Consider the following 22229-nt stretch of genomic DNA (forward strand, 5'->3'; position numbering starts at 1 on the left):
GCCCGTGGAGCCCGGCGGCCAACCCGCCGACCGGGCCACCCAAGATTGCCCGAAAGCCGCTGATCAGCGGCAAACAACCAATCCGAACCCGATCACGCCGGGCCGCAGGCCCGGCGCAAGATCCAGGCTAGGGGGCGGCCGTCCACACGGTCAAGCGCTCCAAATATTCAGCGTGGCACGGTAGAACGGTACGCAAGCACCTCCGGTGCGAGTGGATACGGTAATCGACGTCCTCGTCAGGGGCGGCCGTCCACATGGTCAGGCGCTCCAAATATTCAGCGCGGCAGGGTAGAACGGTACGTAAGCCCCTCCGGTGCGAGTGGATGCGGTAATCGGCCTCCTCGCTCGGGGGGCGGCCGTCCACATGGTCAGGCGCTCCAATCATTCAGCGCGGCAACTCATTCAGCGCTGCAACACCGTCAACCCTAATGAGTTGCAGCGGGTCCATGCGGTCGACGGATCGGGCAGACTCGCTACCGGTAGCGGTCGGCGGGTGAGCACTTGATCGGCCACGGACTTCGAGTCCTGTTCTGAGATGGTGCTCCCGTCGGTTCGCCGGGAAGAAAGGGGCGCTGATGGGGTGTCGTGCCCGCCGCTGGCCGGTGTGAGCGCTGATTCATTAGGTCGCCGACACTCTCGGAGGTTTATGCCTAAGTCGGCGATCCGAGGTTCTGAACTGCGATGATGCGCGTGCGGCAGGGCTTTTGCATAACCCTCTCAGGATGAAAAAGGCTCAGTGTGAGAGGAGGTGTGCGGCGGTCTTCATCGCCCGAGGCGCGATTTCTCGATGACCGTGATCGAGGTTGGTGGATGCGCGGCGGATCGTGCCCGCGGATCAGCCGCACTTCGGGATATGAGAACTGTTGTCGTGAATAGATACTCGCATCCGGCCATCGTGCTCGACGTTGCTCCCATTGGATCGGGACGTGATGAAGCCGGCCTTCTCATCGTCCGGCAGGATGGTGAACTGCCCGTGCTGACCGGTGAATTCCGATGGGCGCGTGGAGGTTACAGGGTTCGGGTACGATTGCCCGCATCGGTTCCGTGATGGTCGCGGTGCGGGGCAGGGGAGGTGGTGCCGATGGGCGAACGGTCGACTCCGAGCGTCTACGGCAACGTCGTCGAGTTCGTGCAGAATTATCTGAACTACGTCTATGCGCGACAGGTACAAGATCGCAGTGACACCGTGTGGTGCCCGCAATGGTGGACACATCCTGAGGCGGTTGTGCGTCTCGACAGTCTGTGGCGGTCTTGGGAGTATTTTCGATCAGTTGGTCGGCCGGGCCTGAGTACGTGGTTTCTCGATTACGCAGACCCGCAGATGTATCGGTTGTTCGACCCACGTGGAACTTTCGGATATTGCAGTGTTCAGGGCGGGCATCGGAATTTTCTGGAGCAGTTACCCACGCAGCCTTCCGAGTCGTCATCGGTGAATTCCGCCGGATTCGCACATCCGGCGCGGGTCTACCCGGAAAATCCTCGCTTCGCTGATGTGGGCGAGTTCGTCGAGGAATATCTCAGGTTCGTCTACCAGCGTCAGGTCAGCGATCCGAATGGAATGGCATGGTGTCCCCAATGGTGGAAGCATGCCGAGGCGGTTCTGCGGCTGGACGCCGTGTGGCGGTCCTGGGAACGTCTCAGACTCGACCCCGGACCGGGTCTGACCCTGTGGTTCCTGGATCACGCCGACCCGCAGATGCGGCGGATTTTCGACCACCGCGGCCCGTTCCGGTATTGCAGTGTTCGGCATGGGCACCGAGATACGCTCGAACCGCTGCCCGTGCTGTCCGCGCCGACCGGCATATCCGATACCGCTGCCGAAGATATCGCATCGGACAACGTCACACAGTTCGAAAATGTCGTCCGGTTCGTCGAAGATTTCCTGAGTTCGATGTACCGGCGTCAGGTCACCGATCTGAACGACACCGCATGGTGCCCGGAATGGTGGCGGCATGCCGAAGCCGTCGTCCGCCTGGATGCACTGTGGCGCGCCTGGGAAGATCTCGGACGCGACGGCACGACAGGTCCGAGCATCTGGTTTCGCAATCACGCCGACCCACATATGACCGAACTGCTCGACCATCGCGGCCCTTTCGGATCCTGTAGCGCCCGCAACGGGCACCGAGATTCGATCGGCCCCCTCCCGCTGCTATCGCCCCCTGCCGACCTGTTCGCTACCCCGAAGCCCCCCGACGATGGCCGTGTAGACCTACATTGAATTTGCAAAAAATTACTCGCTGTGGTATGATGCGCGAAATCTAGTTTAGGCTAGGTTGTCATGGCGATCATCTGTAATGCACATACCTATCGCGATGGGAAAACCGACCTTACTGGCGTTCTCTACCGTGATTTCGCATCCGGCCCCAGTCCTGCGATTCTTCTGATCCATGGTGGTGCTGGCCTCGACGAACACGCGCGCGACCAGGCACAGCGTTGGGCCAGACTCGGATACACCGTCTTTGCCTGCGATATGTACGGCGACGGCATCGTGGGTGACAGAGAGCGCGTGATGAAAACTGTCACGACCTTGAGCGACGACGCCGCGATGCTCGTCCGGCGTGCCGAAACCGCTATGTCTCTGCTGACAGATATCACCGGCCATGATCGGATCGCTGTCGTCGGATATTGCTTCGGCGGCATGGCCGCACTTCAGCTGGCGCGATCTGGCAGTTCGGTCCGCGCCGCGGTCAGCATCCATGGAAGCCTCAGGACCCAGAACCCCGCCGCGCCAGGGGCAGTCCGGGCGAGGATCTTGGTCTGCCATGGTGCCACCGACCCGCACGTGCCGCTGGCCGACCTCACCGCATTCGCCGACGAAATGGATCGCGCCCGGGCCGACTGGCAATTCAATATCTACGGCGACGCAGCACACGGATTCACCCACAAGCATGCGACGCCCGGTGGGATACCCGGCGTCGCCTACAACGAATCTGCCGACCGTCGGTCGTTCGAGGACGCCCAACGAATCCTCGACACTGTGTTCAGGCCTGATGCGGGGTCCGAGACGTCGTTTCCGGCTCCACGTCGGACCGAATAGCATTCACCTGCAATCACATTCGCCGACCTGGTCCCACCGAAACCAGCAGGAAAGAACCCGTTGGCAGCGCGCCCGTCGACCATGGCCGAGAAAGCTTCGGGCCGACACTCAGGGCCATGGTCCGGGCGGGGTTGTCGATCGGTCGCGGTGAGTTGCTGAGCGGTGTCTCGGTTTGTGGTGGGAGTTGTGGGCCGAGGCGTGGCGGCTCGGTACAGTCGGCGTGACCGATCCATCGGAAGGAGTCCGGTATGGCGGCGTTGCCGTGGGACCGTAGTCCCGGGCTGCGGGAGCAGCTTGCTGATTTCTATCGTGACCTGCACGAACATCCGGAGTTGTCGTTGCAGGAGTTTCGGACGGCGGAGCGGGTGGCCGCGGCGATCGGGCCGCTGGGGTTCGAGGTGACGACCGGGGTCGGGGGCACCGGGGTGGTCGGGGTGTTGCGGAACGGGGAGGGGCCGGTGGTGTTGCTGCGGGCCGATTTCGACGCGTTGCCGGTCGAGGAGAAGACCGGGTTGCCGTATGCGAGTTCGGTTCGGGCGCAGGATCATTCGGGTGTCGAGGTGCCGGTGATGCATGCCTGTGGGCACGATATGCATGCCGCGTGTCTGGTCGGTGCGGCTACGCTGCTGGCGAATTCGACCGAGGAGTGGGCCGGGACCGTGGTGGCGGTGTTCCAACCGGCCGAGGAGTTGGCCTGCGGTGCGCGAAATATGGTGGCGGACGGGCTGTTCGAGCGATTTCCGCGACCGGATATCGTGCTCGCCCAGCATGTCGGGCCGCTGCCCGCCGGGATGATCGGTTATCGCGGCGGCCCGGTCATGTCGGGTATGGACGCGGTGCAGGTCACGTTGCACGGCCGCGGCGGGCACGGTTCCCGGCCCGAGGCCGCGATCGATACGGTCCTGATGGCCGCGAACGTGGTGACCAGATTGCAGGGCATCGTCGCGCGCGAGGTGCCGCCCGCCGACACCGCCGTGGTGACGGTCGGCCGCCTGCAAGCCGGAACCAAGGACAACATCATCCCGGACACCGCCGAACTCGGCATCACCATCCGCACCTACGACGAGAAGGTCCGGGACCTGGTCCGCGCCGCTATCGAACGTATCGCCCGCGCCGAAGCCGCGGCGTCGGGCGCCGAACGCGAACCGGAATTCGACTGGAATCTCAGCGCACCCATCCTCGTCAACGACCCGGCCGCCACCGACACCACCGTCGCCGCCTTCACCGAACACTTCGGCGTCCAGCGGCTACTGCCCATGCCCCAGGTGAACGCGAGCGAGGACGCGGGCGTCTTCGGCGCGTCGGCGGGCGTCCCGAGCGTCTATTGGTTCTGGGGCGGAATAGATTTCGCGAATCTGGACCTGAGCGAGGTGGTCGAGGGCGGGGGTATCGATAAGGTGCCCGCCAACCATTCGCCCGAGTTCGCCCCCGAGATCGAGCCCACCTTGAGCACGGGCGTGGAGGCGATGGTCGTCGCGGCCCGCACCTGGCTGGGCCGGACCACCTGACCGTACGAGGGTGGCTACCGCCGTGCCGCGGTGGTGACGGCGAATCCGGCGATCCATTCCGGAATCGCTTCGTAGAAGCGGTATTCCAACTCGTAGCTCCCTCCGGCGGCGAGGGCGGCATAGGCGGCGATCCAGGTGCGCACCTCGTGCGCCGAACCGCCGCCCATCCACTCGACGGTCCAGTTGTCGACAGCCTCGATCGAGCTCGCTGTGTCCGGGATCCCTTGCCCGCGTGTGCATCTGATACGGCAGCGCTAGCGGATGGGAATCTCCACGCCGTGCTCCTCGACGGGCCGCGGACCGTGAATCCGTCGCTCGCCCTCGGTGATCGCGAGATCGTTGATGCTCGCCTCCCGTCGCGCCATCAGCCCCTGCTCGGTGAATTCCCACAGCTCGTTGCCGTAACTGCGCCACCACTGGCCGTCCCGATCGTGCCACTCGTACTGGAAGCGCACGGCGATCCGGTTCTCGCGGAAGCCCCACAGGCTCTTGCGCAGTGCGTAGTCGAGTTCGCGCTCCCACTTGGCGGTCAGGAAGTCCACGATCTCGGCGCGACCCCGCACGAACACGTCCCGGTTCCGCCAGATCGAGTCGGGGGTGTACGCGAGCGCGACCCGCTGCGGATCGCGGGTGTTCCAGGCGTCCTCCGCGGCCTGGACCTTCTGCGCTGCGGTCTCCGGTGTGAAAGGCGGAAAGGGCGGGCGAGATTCGGACACTGCGACTCCTCTCGACGCGGGAGAACGATCGTTCTCAACGTGTGCGTTATCGTAGGGAACGACCGTTCTCGATGTCAAAGGGAGTGACCGACATGCCCGCCCCGCTCACCGCCGAGCAGAAGGCCGACGACCGCGAGCTGCTGCTGGCGGCGGCCGAATCGCTGATCTACGCCAGCGGTGTGCAGGCGGTCGGGATGGATCGGATTCGCGAGGCGTCGGGCCTGTCGCTGAAACGGATCTACTCGATGTTCCGGACCAAGGAGGACATCGTCGTCGCCGTACTGCGGCAGCGGGACACGCGCTGGCGAGCCGACCTGGCCGCCTTCGTCGCGCGCTTCGACGACCCCACTCAGCGGATTCTCGCGGTCTTCGACTGGCTTCGAAACTGGTTCGCGGGCAATGGTTTCCGGGGCTGCGCGTGGATCAACATCCACGGCGAACTGGGTGCCTCCGCCCCTGCCGTACTCGCCGAGGTTCGGGCGCACAAGGCGGCATTCCGCGCGCAGATCACCGCGTTGACCGAATCCGAGCGGCCCGAGGTCGCCGATGCGATCTACCTGCTGGCCGAGGGCGCGATCGTCACGGCGGGCATCAACGGGACCCCGGAGATCGCGGATGTGGCGCGCCGCGCGGCCGAACGCCTCCTTCGGACGGGGAAGTGAGTCACCGACTCGGCGCGAAGGGCACGGTCGTGGGGAGGTGCGCCCCGTCGGGCAGGACCAGATGCCCGTCGGTGGTGATATGGCCGGAGCGTTTGGTGGGCATCGGCAGCACCGGGTTGGGGCACGGCGCATCGGTACCGTCGCCGCAGATACCCCCGTTGAGGTACGAACGCTTCTGAACATCCGCGGGCCACGGATCGGCATGCATGGCGACCCACTGCGCGGGCAGGTTGTAGCAGAAGAAGAAACACGCGCTCACCGCCGCGAAAATCGCCAGCGCACGGGTGATCTCGACCTTGGCCACACTGCCGCGAACATGTTCGAGCCCGCGCTCGGCGATGGTCCGCCCGCGCTCGTCGGTGAAATAACGCAGACAGCACAGCGCGGTCAGAACCCCGCCCCACATCAGCCCCTCGTAAACGGGCCACTGGTAATAGGTTCCGGCATTGATCGATACGGACCGGATCGCCCCGGGATACACGTAGAAACCGATCGGCAGGAAGACCAGTCCCTCCAGAATGAAATCGATGACGAAATTGAAGCCGAAGATGAGGCCGATCAACCGGAGGTTGCTGACTCCGGGCCAGCGCGCCTTGATTTTTCGCATCACCCAGCAGCCGAGAATCAGGAACAGCAGATTGCCGAACGAGTAGCCCGGCACGTTCGTCAGCAGCGGTTCCACCACCTGATGACCCGGCACCTCCGGCGACACCCACCCCGGAATATCCGACGACCACGACCCGCGATTGGGCATCCAGGTGTTGTACGTGCACCAGGTGTTCAGATAATTGAGCAGCGGATCCTGGAAGAACATCAGCCCCGTGGAAACCATGATGATGCCATCGAGCGACGGCCGCCGATCCCGCCGCCACGGCCGAATGATGAACCACCAGAGCGCAATCGGCAGCCCGATCCAGGCAATTGCCGCATTGGCGACGAGCGGAATCTTCATATACAACGGCGGGTCGTCCGGCCCCGAGGGCACCCGCGCGAAATACGGCCCGGTGATCCACCGAATCCAGACGTACAGCTGGAGTACGAGAAGCGCGCCGCCGATGACAGCCCACACCGTGACCGGTTTGACAGCGGTCCGGCTGGCTTGGTGACCCTCGGCTGTCCTATCCGCCCTGTCCGGCCCGACCGCCGTTCGGCCGGACTCGTCGCCCTCTGCGATGGCAGCTACCGCGACTGGTTTGGCTGCCGCATTCGCTGTGACCGGCTCGGCTGCCGTTGGGTGGGTGTCGCTGCTCTCGGCTGCCGCATCCACCGTATCTGGCGTGACGGCTGCCCGGCTCGACTCGGCGCCCTGGGCCATGGCATCTACCGTGACCGGTTCGGCTGCCGTTGGGTGGGTGTCGCTGCTCTCGGCTGCCGCATCCACCGTATCTGGCGTGACGGCTGCCCGGCTCGACTCGGCGCCCTGGGCCATGGCATCTACCGTGACCGGTTCGGCTGCCGTGTCCGGCGCGACCGCTGCCGGGATCGACTTGTGGGCCGCGGCATTGGTGCTCGGGGTCGGAACCTGCTTCGACAGCTCACTCATTGCGCTGTCTCCTTCCGGACTGACGAACGGACCACCGTGTACTCGGGAACGAATTCGGCGGCGTAGGTGGGTGTTTCGGCTGCGGGCTCGGGTCAGGGAGCGATGGACACCGAGGTTGTTTCGAGGAATCCGTCCAAGCCTTCGGGACCGAATTCGCGGCCGATGCCACTGGCTTTGACACCGCCGAAGGGCGCGGCGGGGTCCATGCTGTAGGCGGCGTTGATTCCCAGTGTGCCGCTGCGGATTCCGTGGGCGACGGTGGTTGCGCGGGCGATGTCCGGACTCCAGATCGAGCCCGACAGACCGTATTCGCTGGCATTGGCCAGACGGGTCGCGTCCTCGTCGCCGTCGTGGGGGATCAGGGTAAGGACCGGGCCGAAGATCTCCTCCTGGGCGATGCGCATTGCGTTGTGCGCGTTGGTGAACAGCGTCGGGCGGACGTACCAGCCACTGTAGATTCCGCTGGGCAGACCGGACCCGCCGACGAGCAGTTGCGCGCCTTCATCGACGCCCTGAGCGATGTACCCCCGGACGCGCTGCTGCTGACGCTGGGAGACCATCGGGCCGACCCTGGTCGCGGGATCGAACGGATCACCGACCGGAAGACTCTCGACCGTGCTCGCGAGCGCATCGGCGAACTCGCGATAACGATTGCGCGGCACCAGAACTCGCGTCTGGGCAACGCACGCCTGCCCGCTGTTCATCAACCCCGCGACCGTCATCCCCTCGGCGACAACCTGCGGATCGGCATCGTCCAGAACGACTGCGGCGGACTTCCCGCCGAGCTCCAGACTCACCCGTCGCAACGCCGACCCGCACGCCGCCGCGACCTTCCTACCCACAGCCGTCGAACCGGTGAACGACACCTTGTCGACCCCGGGGTGCGACACCAGATACCGCCCGATCTCACGGTCCCCGGGCAGGATGCTGACCAGGCCGGGCGGCAACCCGAGTTCGCTCAGTAGCTCCGCGGTGAAGTACGCGTCCAACGCGGTCTCGGGCGAGGGTTTGAGCACCACCGCGCAGCCCGCCAGCAGTGCCGGAACGAGTTTCGCGACGGTCAGGAACATCGGCATATTCCACGGAATGATCGCCGCGACCACACCCACGGGCGAGCGGCGCACGGCCACCTCGCCACCGAACGCGCCCGCCCGCGTCTCCTGCCACGGGTGCCGAGCCGCGACATCCGCGAACGCGCCGATCATCGCACCGGGCAGCCGGGCATGCGCCGACCGGGAGAACGTGATCGGCGCACCCATCTCGGTGGTGACCAGCTGTGCGAGCTCCTCCTGACGCGGCCGATACCGCTCGGCCAGCTGCCGCACGATCGCGATCCGTTCCGATGGATCGAGTCTCGGCCACGGCCCCTCATCGAAAGCCTTGCGCGCCAATGAAACCGCACGGTCGACGTCTGCGCGAGTGGGCTCGGGCACCCGGCCGACAGGTCGCTCGGTGTGCGGCGAGATCACCTCGATCGTGCCGTCACCACTCGGTTCGACCCACTCGCCGCCGATGAACAGATGCCGATGAGCAGGCACGGCTACCTCTTGGGGATAAGGCATGATTACCACCTGAATTACACTGTGTGAGTTTGGATTCGAGGCAGGAATACCCCGCTCCGGCCGAGTCGGCGTCAGGCTCGGTGTCGAGAATTCCTTCGACCATTCGTCTGTCTTCCTGTTCGAACAAGCAGCTACCTGTGCTTGACGATGCGCCCGTCCTTCATGACGAAACGCACGTCCTGCAACAGCGTGATATCCGCGGTCGGATCGCCTGGCACAGCGATGATGTCGGCAAGCAACCCAGCCGCGAGCCGTCCACGATCATCGACATCGATGAGCTCGGCGCTGACCACCGTCGCGGCCCGTAACGCCTGAGCGGGCGTCATACCCCGATCCACCAGTGCCCAAAGCTCTTTCGCATTGTCACCGTGCGGAACGGCGGGAGCGTCTGTGCCGCAGGCGATCTTGACTCCGGCCCGGATCGCCTTGCGCAACGTCTCCCGGGCGCGTGGGAACACCTCGGCGGCCTTCTTCTGAAGCGCGGGAGCGGCTTTGGAGACATCCAGCCCCTCGGACAGATAACTCGTCGGCACCAGAAACGTGCCGTGCTCGACCATCATCGCGATGGTGTCGTCACTGGCCAGCGACCCGTGTTCGATGCAGTCCACCCCCGCGCGGACGCACGCCCGAATCCCCGCGTCGCCGTGCGCGTGCGCGGCGACCCGAATCCCGGCCCGGTGCGCCTCGTCCACGATCGCTTCGAGTTCCTCGTCCGAATACTGTTGTGCGCCTGCGAGAGTCCCGTGTGACATCACCCCGCCCGAGGCGGAGATCTTGATCACCCCCGCGCCGTACTTGATCTGATACCGCACCGATTCGCGCACCTGCGGAACCCCGTTCGCGCGCCCCTCCTCGACGCTCACCGGCATGATGTGCGGCGCGAGACGCTGGAACATCGTCGGATCGAGGTGGCCGCCGGTCGGGGTGATGGCGTGCCCGGCCCCGACGATGCGCGGCCCCTCGACCCAGCCCTGTTCGATGGCGCGGGCCAGGTCGACGTCCAGCAGATAACCGCCGGACTTCACCATCAGCCCCAGATTGCGCACCGTGGTGAATCCGGCATGCAGTGTGGTGCGGGCGTTCACGGTGCCGCGCAGGGTGCGGTAGACCGGGTCGTCCTGCACGCCGTGCATCGGATTCGGCAGCCCGGTGGGAGTGTCGGGACCGCCGATCAGCAGGTTGATCTCCATATCCATCAACCCGGGCAGCAGCGTGAGATCGCCCAGATCGACCACCCGTGCGCCCGGGGGTTCCTGGACCGGATCGACCGCGGTGATCAGCGTGCCGTCCACCACGACGGTCGCGGGGGAGTGCACCTGCCCGGATTCCACGTCCACCCAGCGCGCGGCGCGCAGGACCGTGCTCGACTCACTCACGATCGCACCTCGCGCCCGGGGTGCACGGTCCCGCTCATGGGATCGGCTCCAGCACGCAGTCCAAAGTCGTTGTGCCACTGTCTGGTACCCACGGCTGACTCCACACCTCCACCGGGAACGACACGTTGATCATCGAATACAGCAGATACGCCAGGTTCTGCACCTGCTCGGGCAGATCCTCCAGCGGGAACCCGTCGCAGTAGCCGATCGCCGCTTCCGCACGCGGGGTGATCGCATCGTAGAACTCCTGCATCTGCGCGACCGTGCTGGCCAGACGCTTCGCATAACGTTCGGGTTCGGTTGCCAGACACCATATTTCGGCGAAAGGTTCCAGATCGGCGAATTCCTCGGGCAACAGGCTCATCGTCCCGCCTCCGCCTTCTCGCGCTGATAGTCCCCAACCCAGTCGCCGGCCACCTTGTGCAGATGCCGCAACAGAATCTCCTGATCGTTCAGCGGAAATGCCTGCACCGCACGGGATTCCAGCATCATCTGCGTCGCCTCCAATGTCGAACAGTCCTGCAACCCGTACTCCTTGAACGTCACCGCCGCCATCTCGTGTGCGACCCGCTCCCGAATGCTCCGCGACGGCGGGAAATACAGATTGCCCTCGAAAATGTGCGTGTTGTACGAGGTCGGCCAGTAGTGATACGTCAGATACCACCCGCTCGACCAGATCAGGATCACGAAATTGGGCCACAGCTGGAACGAGTCCAGCCCCCACGGCTCACATCCGGCGGGATTCACCCCGGCGGGCAGCGGCCCGAGATCCGGTGTGTCCCAAGGCCCGAACAGTCCGCTGCGGGTGATGTCCTCCATCGGCTTGCGCATCGAGGGATCGAGTTCCCAGGTGACCACGCCCGAGGTGCTGACCATGCGGTGCGGGCCCTCGAGCCGGTAGTGCGGCGCTTCGAATCCGGCCTGCTGCGCGGCATTGGAGTAGTTGTCCGGCGTCTGTTTCCCGTGCAGGACCGGCGCGTGATAGAACTCCTGGAACGCGTCCATGTAGAGCTTCCAGTTCGCGCCGACCTCGGAGCGGTAGCCGAAACGTTCGGTGAGCGCGTCGAACGGATAGCCGTCCAGGTCGGTGATCATCGGGCCGAGGAATTCGCGCAGCGACTGCCGAGGTTCGGGCGCGAGATTCACGAACACGAATCCGGACCACACCTCGCAGTGCACCCGCACCAACCCGTATTCGCTCTGATCCAGATCGAAGAATTCCTCTTGCTGCTGAACGAAATTCAGCGCACCGTCCAATCCGTAACGCCAGCCGTGATATTTGCAGGTGAACTGACGGCAGGTCCCCGAAACCTCCTCGCGCGGCAACGTATCCCACACCAGTTTGTTGCCCCGGTGACGGCAGACGTTGTGGAAGGCATTGATACCGCCGTCGCGGTCGCGCACGACGATCACCGAGGCGTGCGCGGCGTGGATCTCCTTGGTGAAGTAGCTGCCGGTGCGCGGAAGTTGTTCCACCCGACCGACATTGAGCCAGGCGCGCTTGAAGATCGCCTCCCGCTCGAGTTCGAAGAACTCCGGTGAGATCGAATCTTCGTACGACATCGGCGCGGTGCCGAGCTCGGGATAGTGCTCGGTCCAGCTGCCCTCGGCGGGCTTGGGCCAACGGGGCATGGTGTTACTCCTTCATCGGATCGGTTCGTCGCCGAGTACGGTGGTGCGCAGCATTTCTCGCGGTGATCCGGGCGCGTACGGCGCGGCGCGGTGGATGACGCCCCGGTTGTCCCAGATCACCGTGTCCCCGACCGACCACTCGTGCCGGTAGACGCGTTCGGGCGCGGTGCAGCGGCGCAGCAGATCATCCAGCAGCGCACGGCTTTCGACGGGTTCCATGCCCACGACGTGATCGGCGGAAGCTCCCAGCACCAGCGACCGCCTCCCCGAACGATGCGTCCAGATCAGCGGATGTTCGCGCGCCGGGCGACGCCGCCACGCCGCGAGCTGTCCGGGACTCGGATCCGGGGTCACCGGCCGCTGCGAGGCTTCGAGCGAATGCACCACCCGCAGCGCGGCCAGCCGGGCGCGTTCGGCAGCACTGAGGTCATCGAAAGCCCGGTAGGTGGAAGCGAATTCGGTCTCCCCGCCGGATTCGGCCACGGCTTCGGCGGACAGCACCGTCGCCATCTGCGGACAGGCGTCGTCCTGCGGCGTGCAGCCGTCGATATGCCAGTCGAACGTCGCGCGCAGATAGTTCGCCGAGGAATTCTTGGCGGTGTCGAGGCTGACCCGATAGATCCCCTCGACCGGGTGATGACCGGGTTCGGTGTCGATCCGTCCGAGCCTGCGGCAGAACGCGACCTGATCCTGCGGCGACAGGTGCAGATCGCGAAATATCAAGACCCCGTACGCTTCCAGCGCCCGCAGCACGATGTGGGCGGCGGCGGGATCGTTCGTCAGCTGCTCGCCGTCGACGCCGTGCGCCCGCGCTCCGACATCGTGCCCGAGTGGTTCGAGGGTGATCGTCATGAGGGAATTCCTTCCGGCACATCGCCGAATCCGACAGTGGCACTGGTGATCACGACAGTTCCGTGGATCACGGTGTCGGCTCACCGATGCGATGCAGTTCGGCGTCGGCGCTGTCGGTGGGCATGGGCTGGGAGAAGATCTCCACCGCCATCGCGACCATGATCAGCGAATACACCAGGTAGAGCAGGTTCAGCGCGTCCTCGGGCAGATCGTCGAGGGGATATTTGTCGCAGTGCGAGATGGCCTCGTCCAGGCGCGGCAGGAACGCGTCGTGGAACGCGATCAACTCCGGCATCGGCGTGGCCATGCGGCACGCCCAGCGCTCGGATTCGGTTGGCAGACACCAGGTCTGCGCGAATCGCTCGAATTCGGCGAATTCCGTTGGTAGCCGAGTCATCGCACACCCACCTCGGTTCGGTATCGATCGACCCAATCGGCCACCGCGTGATGAAAATGCCGAACCAGAATCTCCTGATCGTTCACCGGGAATCGAGTGATCCCGGCGCTGCGATACGCCTGCTCCAACGCGGTCTGCGTCCCGGTGAGCATCCCCGCGTCCTGCAACGCGAACTCCTTGAACACCACCGAGGAGACCTCGTGCTCCACCCGCTCCCGCACGGTCCGCGCGGGCTGATAACACAGCATCCCCTCGAACCGGTGTGTGTTGTAGGAGGTGGGCCAGTAGCGGTAGAGCAGATACCAGCCGCGGTAGACGAGGATCTCGATATTGGGGAAGATCTGAAAGTTGTCGATACCCCACGGCTCGACCCGTCCGGGGTTCAAACCCGTTGGCATATCACCGAGTTCGGGTGATTCCCACGGGCCGACCAGTCCGCTGCGGGTGATCCGCTCGATCGGATACATGAACTCCGGCGGCAACGTCCAGCGTCGCGCCCCACCGGTGCTGACCATCCGATGCGGACCGTCGAGCTGAAAGTGCGCGCACTCGAAGCCTTTTCCGGTGCGGACCGCATTCGGTATCTGCTGCGGATGCAGGCCCGGCACGTGGTAGTACTCCTGGAACGCGTCGGCGAACAGCTTCCAGTTGCTGCGGTTGTCGGCGGTGAACTCGTACCACTCGGTCATCCGATCGAACGGATAGTCGTCCAGGGCAGTCACCATGGGCCCCAGGAACTCTCGCAATGTCTGGGGCGGCTCCTCGGCGAGATTGACGAAGATGAACCCGTTCCAGACACCGCAGTGCACCCGAACGAGCCCGGAGTCCTTCGCGTCGAGATCGAAGAACTCACCCGGCTGCTGCACGAACTCCAGCTCACCGTCCAGCCCGTACCGCCACCCGTGGTACTTACACGTGAATTGTCTACAGACACCGGCGGATTCGGCACGCGGATCATCGGTCCACACGAGCTTGTTGCCCCGATGCCGGCAGACGTTGTGGAACGCGTTGACCCCGCCGTCGCGGTCCCGCACCACGATGATCGAGGTCCGGGCGGCATCGATCTCCTTGGTGAAATAGCTGCCGGTGCGTCGAAGTTGTTCCACCCGACCGACATTGAGCCAGGCGCGCTTGAAGATCGCCTCCCGCTCGAGTTCGAAGAACTCCGGTGACACCGAATCCTCGAACGAGATCGCGCCGGTGCCGAGGTCCGGATAATGCTCGGTCCAGCTGCCCTCGGCGGGTTTGGGCCATTGCCTCACGGTTGCTCCTTGATCTCCGGGGGTGCGAACGTCTGTTCCATCGCCGAATCCGGTTGCAGGCCAACGCTGTTGAATACCAGTGCCAGACACAGATACGACCCGGCCACGAACAGGATCTCGATCAGCTGCCGGGCATCGAAATGTGTTGTCAGACTCGACCACGTCTGGTCTCGCACGCGGTACTCGCCGAGCAGCTCGTCGGTCGCGGACAACAACAACCGCTCGACCGGCGACCAGCTCGCATCCGCGGGCCCGCGCGTCACCGCCTCGACCTCGGCCGCAGTGATATCGCAGTTCAGCGCCAGCCGCGCATGCTGCATCCACTCGTACCGCGCGCGACTGCACCACGCGATCCGCAGAATCACCAGCTCACGATGCCGCGGTTCGATAGCGGGCCGATCGAGCAACGTGCCGTTGTAGGCCAGCCACGCCGACCCCAGTTCGATGTGATGCCCGAAAAGACCCAGCACATTGGGCATCGGGGGAGCGTCGGGCGCACCGGACAGATAGCGGTCCGCCAATCCGACTCGCCCGCACAGCATTTCGCGTGCACGCGCATCCCACTGCTCGGCTGGCAACGGTGTCAGCCGCGGTTGGCCGGGGTGGCCGAACGGAGCCATGTCGGTGTCGAGAATGTACGACAATCGGATCACCTCCTTCGTGTGGATGGTTTGGTTGCGGTCTGAGCTGGAGATCCCCGCCTTCGGGCGGCGGAACCGTCAAATCACCGACCCGCCGTTCACGCCGAGTACCTGACCGGTGATGTATCCGGCCTGCTCAGAGCACAGGAACAGGCACGCGGCGGCGATGTCGTCACCCGAGCCGAGGTGTCCGACCGGGATCGCCTTGGCCATGGTGGCGTTGTCGGGGAGATTTCCGGCCTGCTGCGATTGGCGCGACATCGGCGTATCGATCCCCGACGGCGGAATCGTGTTCACGGTGATCCCGGACGCCGCGTATTCGCGGGCCAGCGCCTTGGTCATCGCGACGACCGCCCCCTTGGACGCGGTGTAGTGCACCATCCCGGGCGACCCGCGCTGCGCGCTCGAGGAGGAGATCGTCACGATCCGCCCCCACCCGGCGGCGACCATATCCGGGATGACGGCCTGCGCGCAGTGGAACGTCCCGGTCAGATTGACCTCGATGATCCGCTGCCAGTCCTGCGGCGTGATCTCGGTGAACGGCGCGAACCCGACCAGTCCCGCGCTGGTGACCAGGATGTCGATCGGCCCGAATGCGGCGCGGACCTGCCGCATCGCGTCGAACACCGCGTCCCGATCGGTGACGTCCACCGCGCGGGCGAGCGCGGTGCCGCCATCGGCCCGTAGTTTCTCCGCGACCTCGTCCGCACCGGGTCCGTCGATGTCCAGGACCACGGTCCGATAGCCATGTGCCGCAAAGGATTCGCAGATCGACCTGCCCATGCCGGATGCGCCGCCGGTCACTACTGCCACTCGACCGGCCGGAGCGTCCGAATCGGGCGAGCGGCCCTGATCGACGCGGTTCGTATCGCTCATCGCAGCTCCGTTCGTCGACCGCTCGTCGCGGATCGGCCGAATGTCCGGCGGGGTCGACGCCCCGCGCTCTCGGATCGGCCGCGCGCGTCGTGCGGCACTCGGATCACCTCGGAACCGATGCTCCGAGCCTGTTAGTCGACTGCCTAATTAGGCGAGTGACTAAGATATACGGCAGGCGTCTCGGAGCTGTCAATAGTCTTCGGGTGGAGGCACTTCCGGTGCGGGCGGTTCGCGGGCGCCGACCGCACCGCCCGTACACTGGGCGAACAGCTCGGCTGTTGCTGAGCAATCGCCGTCGGAGCCACACGAATCCCACGCCCGCAGGAGGACATCGGATGAAGCCGGGCACGGGTCCCGAGGACTCCCCGACGCGGGCCGCGTTACTGGACGCGGCCGAGCAGATCATGCTCGAGGAGGGCTACGCCGCGGTGAGCACCCGTCGGGTCGCGGCGCGGGCGCAGGCCAATCCGGCTCTCGTGTACTACTACTTCGGCACGATGGACACCCTGTTCATCGAACTGTTCCGCCGCGGCGCCGAACGCAGCTACCAGCGCCAGAGCGAGGCCCTGACCTCCCCGCAGCCGCTGTGGGCGCTGTGGGAGGCCATCCACGACCGCTCACACACCTCGCTGACCATGGAATTCGTGGCGTTGGCCAATCACCGCAAAACCATTCGCGCCGAAATCGCCAAGTCCTCCAAGCGATTTCGTGCCTTGCAACTCGAAGAGGTCGCCCGGGTGCTGGACGGTTACGGCTACCACTCCGAGACCTATACGCCCGCCGCTCTGGTGTTGCTGATGTCGAGTGTGTCGCGATTCCTGCGCATGGAGGAGGCGTTCGGCGTGGATGCCGGGCACGACGATGTGACCGCGTTGCTCGAAAAGCTGCTGCGCGAACTCGAGGGGGACCCGCGGCCGGTCACCCCGGTTGCCGTCCCGGGTGAACTCCGGTAGCAGCGGTTGTGCCAGAGCCCGTAGTTCGTCCGGGGCGAGGCGTTCGTGCAACTCGCGACAAGTCGAACATCTTGCGGCACAACCGGACCCGTGCATTCCACCACCAACGCCCACAGCCCGACCGTGGACGCCCGGCCTATACGCTCCGGCCCGCGACACCGGGCTCTCGGTCATCCCCACCTGCTCGTAGCTCTGCCCGAAACATTTCCCGAGCAGCGGCAGTGATCCGCATGGTGTTTATGCCTGTCTGGGGATTCGGCCAGCTTCCGGCCGCCTGGGGTGATCCGTATGGTGTGAAGCCGGTCCAGGGATTCGGCCTCCCCGGCTGCCACCTCGACAAGGCCGGGGGACTCCAGCCGGGCCAACGCCGTACAGGCTGCCCGGCTCGAGGCCGCGGTTCAGCGCCTCGATGGCGATGCTGGTCGTACTATGCGAGCCGTGGACGCTCGCAAACGACGTTGGCCGCGCCGACTTCTCCTCGCCCTTCTCACGCTTGCGATCGCACTCGGCGGCTATGTCGGCTACGTGGCGGTCCGGGCCGCGCAGCCGGTCACGCTGCCCACTCCGACCGGCACGTTTCCAGTCGGCCGGACCATCGCCGACTGGACCGACCCCGGTCGCACCGACCCACTGGCCCCGGAGCCGAACCAACCCGTCGAGCTGTCGGTCTGGCTCTGGTACCCGGCCGCGAAGACCGGCGCGCCGCCTGCGCCCTACCTCCCCGGCGCTTGGTCCGGCCTGCACCTGTCCGGCATCGCGAGCATCGCGGAGACCCGTTTCGGCGACGTGCACAGCCACGCGATTGCCGACGTCCCCTTCGCGGCAGGGCGATTCCCGGTGGTCGTGCTGGAACCTGGGCTGGGCTTCGCCGCGCCGCAATACACCACCATCGCGGAGAACCTGGCCAGCCACGGCTATCTGGTCGCCGGGGTCACGCCCACCTACAGCGCGAACCTCACCGTCCTGAACGGCCGAACCGTCGACCGCACCCCGGCCGGCAACCCCGCCGCCTTCGACTCCTCCGACCTGCACGCCGGACCGGCCCAAACCGCCGGTGACCGCCTTATCGCGGACTGGACGGCCGACGCCCTGTTCGCCGCCGCCCGGGCCGCGAAACTCGAAGCGCAGCACGTCGATACGAAGACGCTCTACGTCGGCCATTCCTTCGGCGGCGCCGCCGCACTCGAAGCCTGCCACGAGGATTCGCACTGCGTAGGTGCGGCCGACCTGGACGGCACCCAGTACGGCCCGGTCGTCCACACCGGTCTGACCAAGCCGATGCTGTTGCTCGGCAGCGAGAACTCCTGCATCACCGGCACCTGCCGGCCCGGGAACGCCGACGACCGCTCCTCCCTGACCACCGCCCGCAACCTGCTACAGGCCAGCACCGGCCGGATCACCCAATCCCAGATCAAAGGCACCCGCCACTTCAACTTCAGCGACTACAGCGGCTACTACCTGGCCGCCCCGATCCGCACCCAACTCGCTCTCGGCAGTATCGACGGCCCCCAAACACTCACCACCATCAACGGCTACCTGACCACATTCGCCGACCAGGTCAGCCGGTGAGGGGACATCGTGTGAATACGGCTCCGACCACTCGAGCCGCCGCAGCCAGCCAGTGAGATCCGTTCCCGCCCAATCGGTTCGGGCTGCAACCTGATCGTGACCGAACGACTCCCATCCGTGGCGCCGCGTGCATAGACCCGGAAGTGGTTGCGCCACTTGCAGCCAGAAACTCGTCCTGGTCGGAGCGGACCTGCCCAGAACTCAAATGCTCACAAATCCGTCGGCCCAGTGGTCGCGATCCAACTTGTAGCGATCGATAATGAACCCATCGGGCGATGTGATGAACCCGGGCTTCCGACGCAGCCTGTCGACAGCCTCCTCAGCGGATTCCATCGAGGAATACACCCCGATGAGTTTCACATCCGCGGAGACATCGTCCAATTCGTGCTGGACAACGTAGACGTAATCCAATTCTCAGCCCCAGGGGGAGGAACGCTGTTCCTGCGCGGCGCGGTCGATCAGCTGCTGTATCGAGGCGCGTAGTTTGTCCGCGGTCAACGGTGTTGCCTCGACTCGATCGCCGAGGGTGATCAGGTAGCGGCCCTCCTCGACGAAATCGACTACCCGCAGATAGTCGCCGGTGTCCTGCCAACCATCCAGTGCCGCACCGCGATCCACCTTGATCTCGACATAGGTGCGGTACGGCTTGCGGAGGAACTTCACGGCTTGTGCCCGGGGGCTGCGGTGAGCGTTCGCGCTCCATGTCTCCGAGGGCGCGAGATCCAGCCGATTGATCGACACTCCGTGTGCCTTGCCCGGCGGCACGTCCGGCAGCAGCGACACCATGCGGGCGGCCGCGCCACCGGGACCTTGCAGGTAGACCCGAATATTCCCGGCCGCGTCGAGTTCGCGATCGGGCCCCGGCTCCTGCACCAGCACGCCGCCGACGCCCCCGGCATCGATCCCGGCGTGCATGCGCACCATCCGCTCACGCCCGTCCAGCCGGTACCCGAACATCATCACGTGCACCTGTGGCTGCGCGAGGGCTTGCAATGCCCGATACAGACCGTCGTCGGCCCGCGTCAGATCGACGAGTTTCCTTGCGGCGACCTTGCATTCGCGATCCAGATCGGTCCGATACTCGGCTGTGAGCCGGGATTCGATCGGAAACGGCGTCCGATCCCGCCCCACCGCCTGCCACGCGGTGTAGAACTCCAGCTGCGACAGCACCCACGCGTTCGCGGTACCTGTGGTCATCGCCCGCCCCCATCACACATGAACAAGCTCGCCGACCTTCTCGGCGAGCCAGTCGACTCTAGCAAGGGGCGGAACCGATTTCGATCGCCGATACCGCACATCGGCCCTGCGCCGTGGTTGGACGGTCATGCTTCGTAGTCGCCGCCGATCACACCGCCCGGCAGCAGACGCTCCTCGGGGCCGAGCAACTCTTCCTGCACGCCCCGCAGGTAATCGGCGGTCTTGTGCTCCTTGTCCCCCTCGCCGTCCTTCTTCTGGCCGTGCGGCATCATATTGCTGCCCAGGCCGGAGGTGGACTTGTTCGCCGCGTTGGCCGCGGTCGCCGCGGTGGTCGTACCGTTCGTGGTACCCGGGATGCTCGAACCCAAGCCGCCACCGGAATTGAACCCACCCATGCCCGTGGTCCCCGCCGTGCCCGAACCCGACGGGCTGTACCCGGCGGTGCTCGTCGGCGAGGAACTCGAACTCAGACCCGTGGTCGCATCGGGCAGATTCAGGCTCGACGGACTGGTCGAACTATTCGTACTCGTACCGGACAGGTTGTAGCTGGTAGCCGAACTACTGGCGCTCGGGCTGTAACTCGACGCACCCGAACTGTTCGACGGACCGTACGTGGTCGAAGGGGAATTGTACGTACTCGTGCCGGTGCCGCTCTGCGACGGACCGGTCGGCCCCGAAGCGCCGCCGGAATTATTGTCCGACTTCGTCGCGCCGGGCATTTTTGGGACCTGTTTATCCGCGTCAGGGAGATATTTAGCGTATACCTGATTCATGACGTCACGCGCCTCTGACTGGGCGTTGCTTTCCCTGCCCTTATCGGTCATGTGATGACCGATGGTGGTTGCGACTCCCGCTCCGGGAAGCACCGCATTCGCAACCGCGTCGGTGAGAATTCCCGCAACCGAGGTGCTGGTACTCTTCGCTTTGTCGGGAAGCTGGTTCTTGACCTGCGTCAACGTTGCGGCGGCGTCACTGACCTTGCTGCCGACGATTAGTGCGGCGTTTTTGAGGGAGTCGACGTCATCGGCGTACTTGCGAACGCTTGTCTTCGCGGAATCAGCGGTGGCGCCGGTCCAGCCGTCGTTTATCTGTCCCTCGATCGCCCCTTGGAACAGAGTCGCTTTCGTATGGAGATCGTCGGCGATTTTGTTCCATGCGTCCACGCCCAGCCCCAGACCCTGAGTGTCGATGCTGTCGCGATACTTGAGAATGTCGTCGTGTGACATCCCGTCAAAGTTTTCCATCAGTTGCGCGACGGTCTCGGGCAGGTACTCGCCGTGATAGTTCTGTCCGAGACTATTGCTGATTTTCTGCGCCGCGTCGCGTTCCGCAACCCCTTTGGTCTGAGCATCCTTCTCGCCCTGCGTAGGCGAGACGCTGGAGCTGAACTGGCTGGTCAGACTGTCGATAAAGTCGCCGAGGCTCATCGCCCTCGATCCCCCTGGGCTAGTTACTTGTCGATTTTATTCATAGCTTGACGGAGCTTGTCCTTGGTCGCCTCATCGGAACTCGTGAAGGCATCCTTGGCTTTCTTGAACATTTCCTCCATCTGCATTACCACATCAATTCGCTCTTGTATTGCTTCCTTCAAAGAGCCTGTCCCGGTGTCACCGATAGCCAAGGTGTGGAACTTATTTCCCAGAGCAGATGCTGACTTCAGTGTGCCAAATGATGCGACGTGCACCAGCTCCGAACAACGGAACTTCAGTGCATTCAGATCGACCAAATAGTTCTGGCAATGCTGAATGCACTTGTCTGCTACGCCATCCTCGATTATCAGCTGGCCCGATGCCGCACTGTTTGCGTAGTTCGTAAACTGCTGCTTCATGTCGATCATGCTGTTTGCGTCGCCCATGATTCCCGCTTCTTGTCAGGCTGAGTTGCGTCCAATGATGGTTGGCTACTTCGGTATAGACGAGTTCAGAGACCCGGCCGATTTCAGGGCGATAGCGCAATAGTCAATGCTAGCGTTCGACGTACCCGATTTGCGGATGATCACTTCGACCACACCTTTCGAGGTCGGGAAATCTACACCACAACTATCCGACTCGTCGTTGTAACTGATAGCTTCACGACCGGAAACGTCGACGTTATGTATATTCTTGAAACTATCATTGGAACGGACTTCATCCATGGTGTGAACTGTGGAATGTACTGCAAGGAAATAGTCGTCGTTGTTCCAAGCGCAAGCCTTCCAGCCTGCCTGAGCAACGCCGAACACATTCGTATTCTTCGTACTGGGATCGACGCCTGTCGCCTTGACCGCACTATCCGACAGAGTGCACGGATCCCACAGTTGAGCTTCGGTGAGCTTGGTCGGGGATGCTGCCGACGACCCGGAGTCGCTCTTGTTGCATCCGGCCACGGCCAACACTGCACACACACCAGCTGCCACTGCCAGCGCACGCATACAACCCCCGATCATCGAGAACAAGTCGCCCCACCT

22 protein-coding genes and 1 pseudogene are annotated in these 22229 nt (G+C 64.5%); 6 read left to right on the forward strand and 17 right to left on the reverse strand.

The window, feature by feature from the left end:
* Positions 1 to 1081 precede the first annotated feature (1081 nt).
* The 3 genes from NRB20_RS38360 to NRB20_RS23820 all read left to right on the forward strand — a co-directional run bounded on the left by NRB20_RS38360 (position 1082) and on the right by NRB20_RS23820 (position 4545).
* The gene (locus NRB20_RS38360) at positions 1082 to 2218 is read left to right on the forward strand and encodes a DUF4913 domain-containing protein (protein WP_227833811.1); all 1137 of its coding nucleotides are present in this window, start codon (positions 1082 to 1084) and stop codon (positions 2216 to 2218) included.
* A 60-nt stretch (positions 2219 to 2278) separates the two neighbouring features.
* The gene (locus tag NRB20_RS23815; protein WP_153412748.1) at positions 2279 to 3037 is read left to right on the forward strand and encodes a dienelactone hydrolase family protein; all 759 of its coding nucleotides are present in this window, start codon (positions 2279 to 2281) and stop codon (positions 3035 to 3037) included.
* Positions 3038 to 3285: 248 nt separating this feature from the next.
* A complete protein-coding gene (locus tag NRB20_RS23820) occupies positions 3286 to 4545 on the forward strand; it encodes an amidohydrolase (protein ID WP_153412750.1) in 1260 nt (419 codons plus the stop codon).
* 14 nt (positions 4546 to 4559) lie between these two features.
* Here NRB20_RS23820 and mhpB read toward each other — a convergent pair.
* Positions 4560 to 4742, reverse strand: a pseudogene (gene mhpB, locus NRB20_RS23825) (3-carboxyethylcatechol 2,3-dioxygenase); the annotation flags it as partial.
* A 57-nt stretch (positions 4743 to 4799) separates the two neighbouring features.
* On the reverse strand, positions 4800 to 5261 hold the full coding sequence (locus tag NRB20_RS23830) for a nuclear transport factor 2 family protein (RefSeq protein WP_319945315.1): 462 nt from the start codon (positions 5259 to 5261) through the stop codon (positions 4800 to 4802).
* A 71-nt stretch (positions 5262 to 5332) separates the two neighbouring features.
* Between NRB20_RS23830 and NRB20_RS23835 the strand changes: the two genes are divergently transcribed.
* Entirely contained in the window at positions 5333 to 5923 is a 591-nt protein-coding gene (locus NRB20_RS23835; RefSeq protein WP_227833812.1) for a TetR/AcrR family transcriptional regulator, read from the forward strand.
* A gap of 1 nt (position 5924) precedes the next feature.
* Here NRB20_RS23835 and NRB20_RS23840 read toward each other — a convergent pair whose 3' ends face one another.
* The 10 genes from NRB20_RS23840 to NRB20_RS23885 all read right to left on the reverse strand — a co-directional run bounded on the left by NRB20_RS23840 (position 5925) and on the right by NRB20_RS23885 (position 16064).
* Positions 5925 to 7097 carry a spirocyclase AveC family protein gene (locus NRB20_RS23840; RefSeq protein WP_319945367.1) on the reverse strand — a complete coding sequence of 391 codons (1173 nt, stop codon included), beginning with the start codon at positions 7095 to 7097 and terminating at the stop codon, positions 5925 to 5927.
* A 461-nt stretch (positions 7098 to 7558) separates the two neighbouring features.
* Complete coding sequence (locus NRB20_RS23845; RefSeq protein ID WP_153412753.1) at positions 7559 to 9028, reverse strand: aldehyde dehydrogenase; 1470 nt, start codon at positions 9026 to 9028, stop codon at positions 7559 to 7561.
* Between the two features lie 131 nt (positions 9029 to 9159).
* Positions 9160 to 10404 carry a metal-dependent hydrolase family protein gene (locus NRB20_RS23850; protein WP_319945316.1) on the reverse strand — a complete coding sequence of 415 codons (1245 nt, stop codon included), beginning with the start codon at positions 10402 to 10404 and terminating at the stop codon, positions 9160 to 9162.
* 34 nt (positions 10405 to 10438) lie between these two features.
* Positions 10439 to 10768 (reverse strand): hypothetical protein, encoded by a 330-nt coding sequence (locus NRB20_RS23855; protein ID WP_153412755.1) that lies wholly within the window; start codon positions 10766 to 10768, stop codon positions 10439 to 10441.
* Complete coding sequence (locus NRB20_RS23860; RefSeq protein WP_153412757.1) at positions 10765 to 12036, reverse strand: aromatic ring-hydroxylating oxygenase subunit alpha; 1272 nt, start codon at positions 12034 to 12036, stop codon at positions 10765 to 10767. The genes NRB20_RS23855 and NRB20_RS23860 overlap by 4 nt, the downstream gene beginning before the upstream one ends.
* A gap of 12 nt (positions 12037 to 12048) precedes the next feature.
* Positions 12049 to 12888, reverse strand: coding sequence for a TauD/TfdA dioxygenase family protein (locus NRB20_RS23865; RefSeq protein ID WP_153412759.1), 840 nt, complete (start codon positions 12886 to 12888; stop codon positions 12049 to 12051).
* 67 nt (positions 12889 to 12955) lie between these two features.
* Positions 12956 to 13285: a hypothetical protein gene (locus tag NRB20_RS23870; protein WP_153412760.1), complete on the reverse strand. Its 330-nt coding sequence runs from the start codon at positions 13283 to 13285 to the stop codon at positions 12956 to 12958.
* Positions 13282 to 14547, reverse strand: a complete 1266-nt coding sequence (locus NRB20_RS23875; RefSeq protein WP_319945317.1) for an aromatic ring-hydroxylating oxygenase subunit alpha — start codon at positions 14545 to 14547, stop codon at positions 13282 to 13284. The genes NRB20_RS23870 and NRB20_RS23875 overlap by 4 nt, the downstream gene beginning before the upstream one ends.
* Positions 14544 to 15191 carry a carboxymuconolactone decarboxylase family protein gene (locus NRB20_RS23880; protein WP_153412762.1) on the reverse strand — a complete coding sequence of 216 codons (648 nt, stop codon included), beginning with the start codon at positions 15189 to 15191 and terminating at the stop codon, positions 14544 to 14546. Before NRB20_RS23880 ends, NRB20_RS23875 begins: the two co-directional genes overlap by 4 nt.
* 75 nt (positions 15192 to 15266) lie before the next feature.
* A complete protein-coding gene (locus NRB20_RS23885; protein ID WP_153412764.1) occupies positions 15267 to 16064 on the reverse strand; it encodes an SDR family NAD(P)-dependent oxidoreductase in 798 nt (265 codons plus the stop codon).
* Positions 16065 to 16399: 335 nt separating this feature from the next.
* On the opposite strand from NRB20_RS23885, the gene NRB20_RS23890 reads away from it, so the two are divergent.
* The gene (locus NRB20_RS23890; protein WP_153412766.1) at positions 16400 to 17017 is read left to right on the forward strand and encodes a TetR/AcrR family transcriptional regulator; all 618 of its coding nucleotides are present in this window, start codon (positions 16400 to 16402) and stop codon (positions 17015 to 17017) included.
* Positions 17018 to 17455: 438 nt separating this feature from the next.
* On the forward strand, positions 17456 to 18586 hold the full coding sequence (locus NRB20_RS23895; protein ID WP_319945318.1) for an alpha/beta hydrolase: 1131 nt from the start codon (positions 17456 to 17458) through the stop codon (positions 18584 to 18586).
* Positions 18587 to 18787: 201 nt separating this feature from the next.
* On the opposite strand, the gene NRB20_RS39785 is transcribed toward NRB20_RS23895, so the two are convergent.
* The 5 genes from NRB20_RS39785 to NRB20_RS23915 form a co-directional block, all read right to left on the reverse strand.
* Positions 18788 to 18997 (reverse strand): DUF7336 domain-containing protein, encoded by a 210-nt coding sequence (locus NRB20_RS39785; RefSeq protein ID WP_454786547.1) that lies wholly within the window; start codon positions 18995 to 18997, stop codon positions 18788 to 18790.
* A gap of 3 nt (positions 18998 to 19000) precedes the next feature.
* The gene (locus tag NRB20_RS23900; RefSeq protein ID WP_153412770.1) at positions 19001 to 19783 is read right to left on the reverse strand and encodes an ESX secretion-associated protein EspG; all 783 of its coding nucleotides are present in this window, start codon (positions 19781 to 19783) and stop codon (positions 19001 to 19003) included.
* Between the two features lie 125 nt (positions 19784 to 19908).
* Positions 19909 to 21210 carry a hypothetical protein gene (locus NRB20_RS23905; protein WP_153412772.1) on the reverse strand — a complete coding sequence of 434 codons (1302 nt, stop codon included), beginning with the start codon at positions 21208 to 21210 and terminating at the stop codon, positions 19909 to 19911.
* A gap of 23 nt (positions 21211 to 21233) precedes the next feature.
* A complete protein-coding gene (locus NRB20_RS23910) occupies positions 21234 to 21638 on the reverse strand; it encodes a hypothetical protein (protein ID WP_153412774.1) in 405 nt (134 codons plus the stop codon).
* 45 nt (positions 21639 to 21683) lie between these two features.
* Positions 21684 to 22193, reverse strand: a complete 510-nt coding sequence (locus NRB20_RS23915) for a DUF3558 domain-containing protein (protein ID WP_194289986.1) — start codon at positions 22191 to 22193, stop codon at positions 21684 to 21686.
* Positions 22194 to 22229 lie beyond the last annotated feature (36 nt).

It is taken from the genome of Nocardia macrotermitis (assembly GCF_009604405.1).
GTDB classification, from domain to species: Bacteria; Actinomycetota; Actinomycetes; order Mycobacteriales; family Mycobacteriaceae; genus Nocardia; species Nocardia macrotermitis.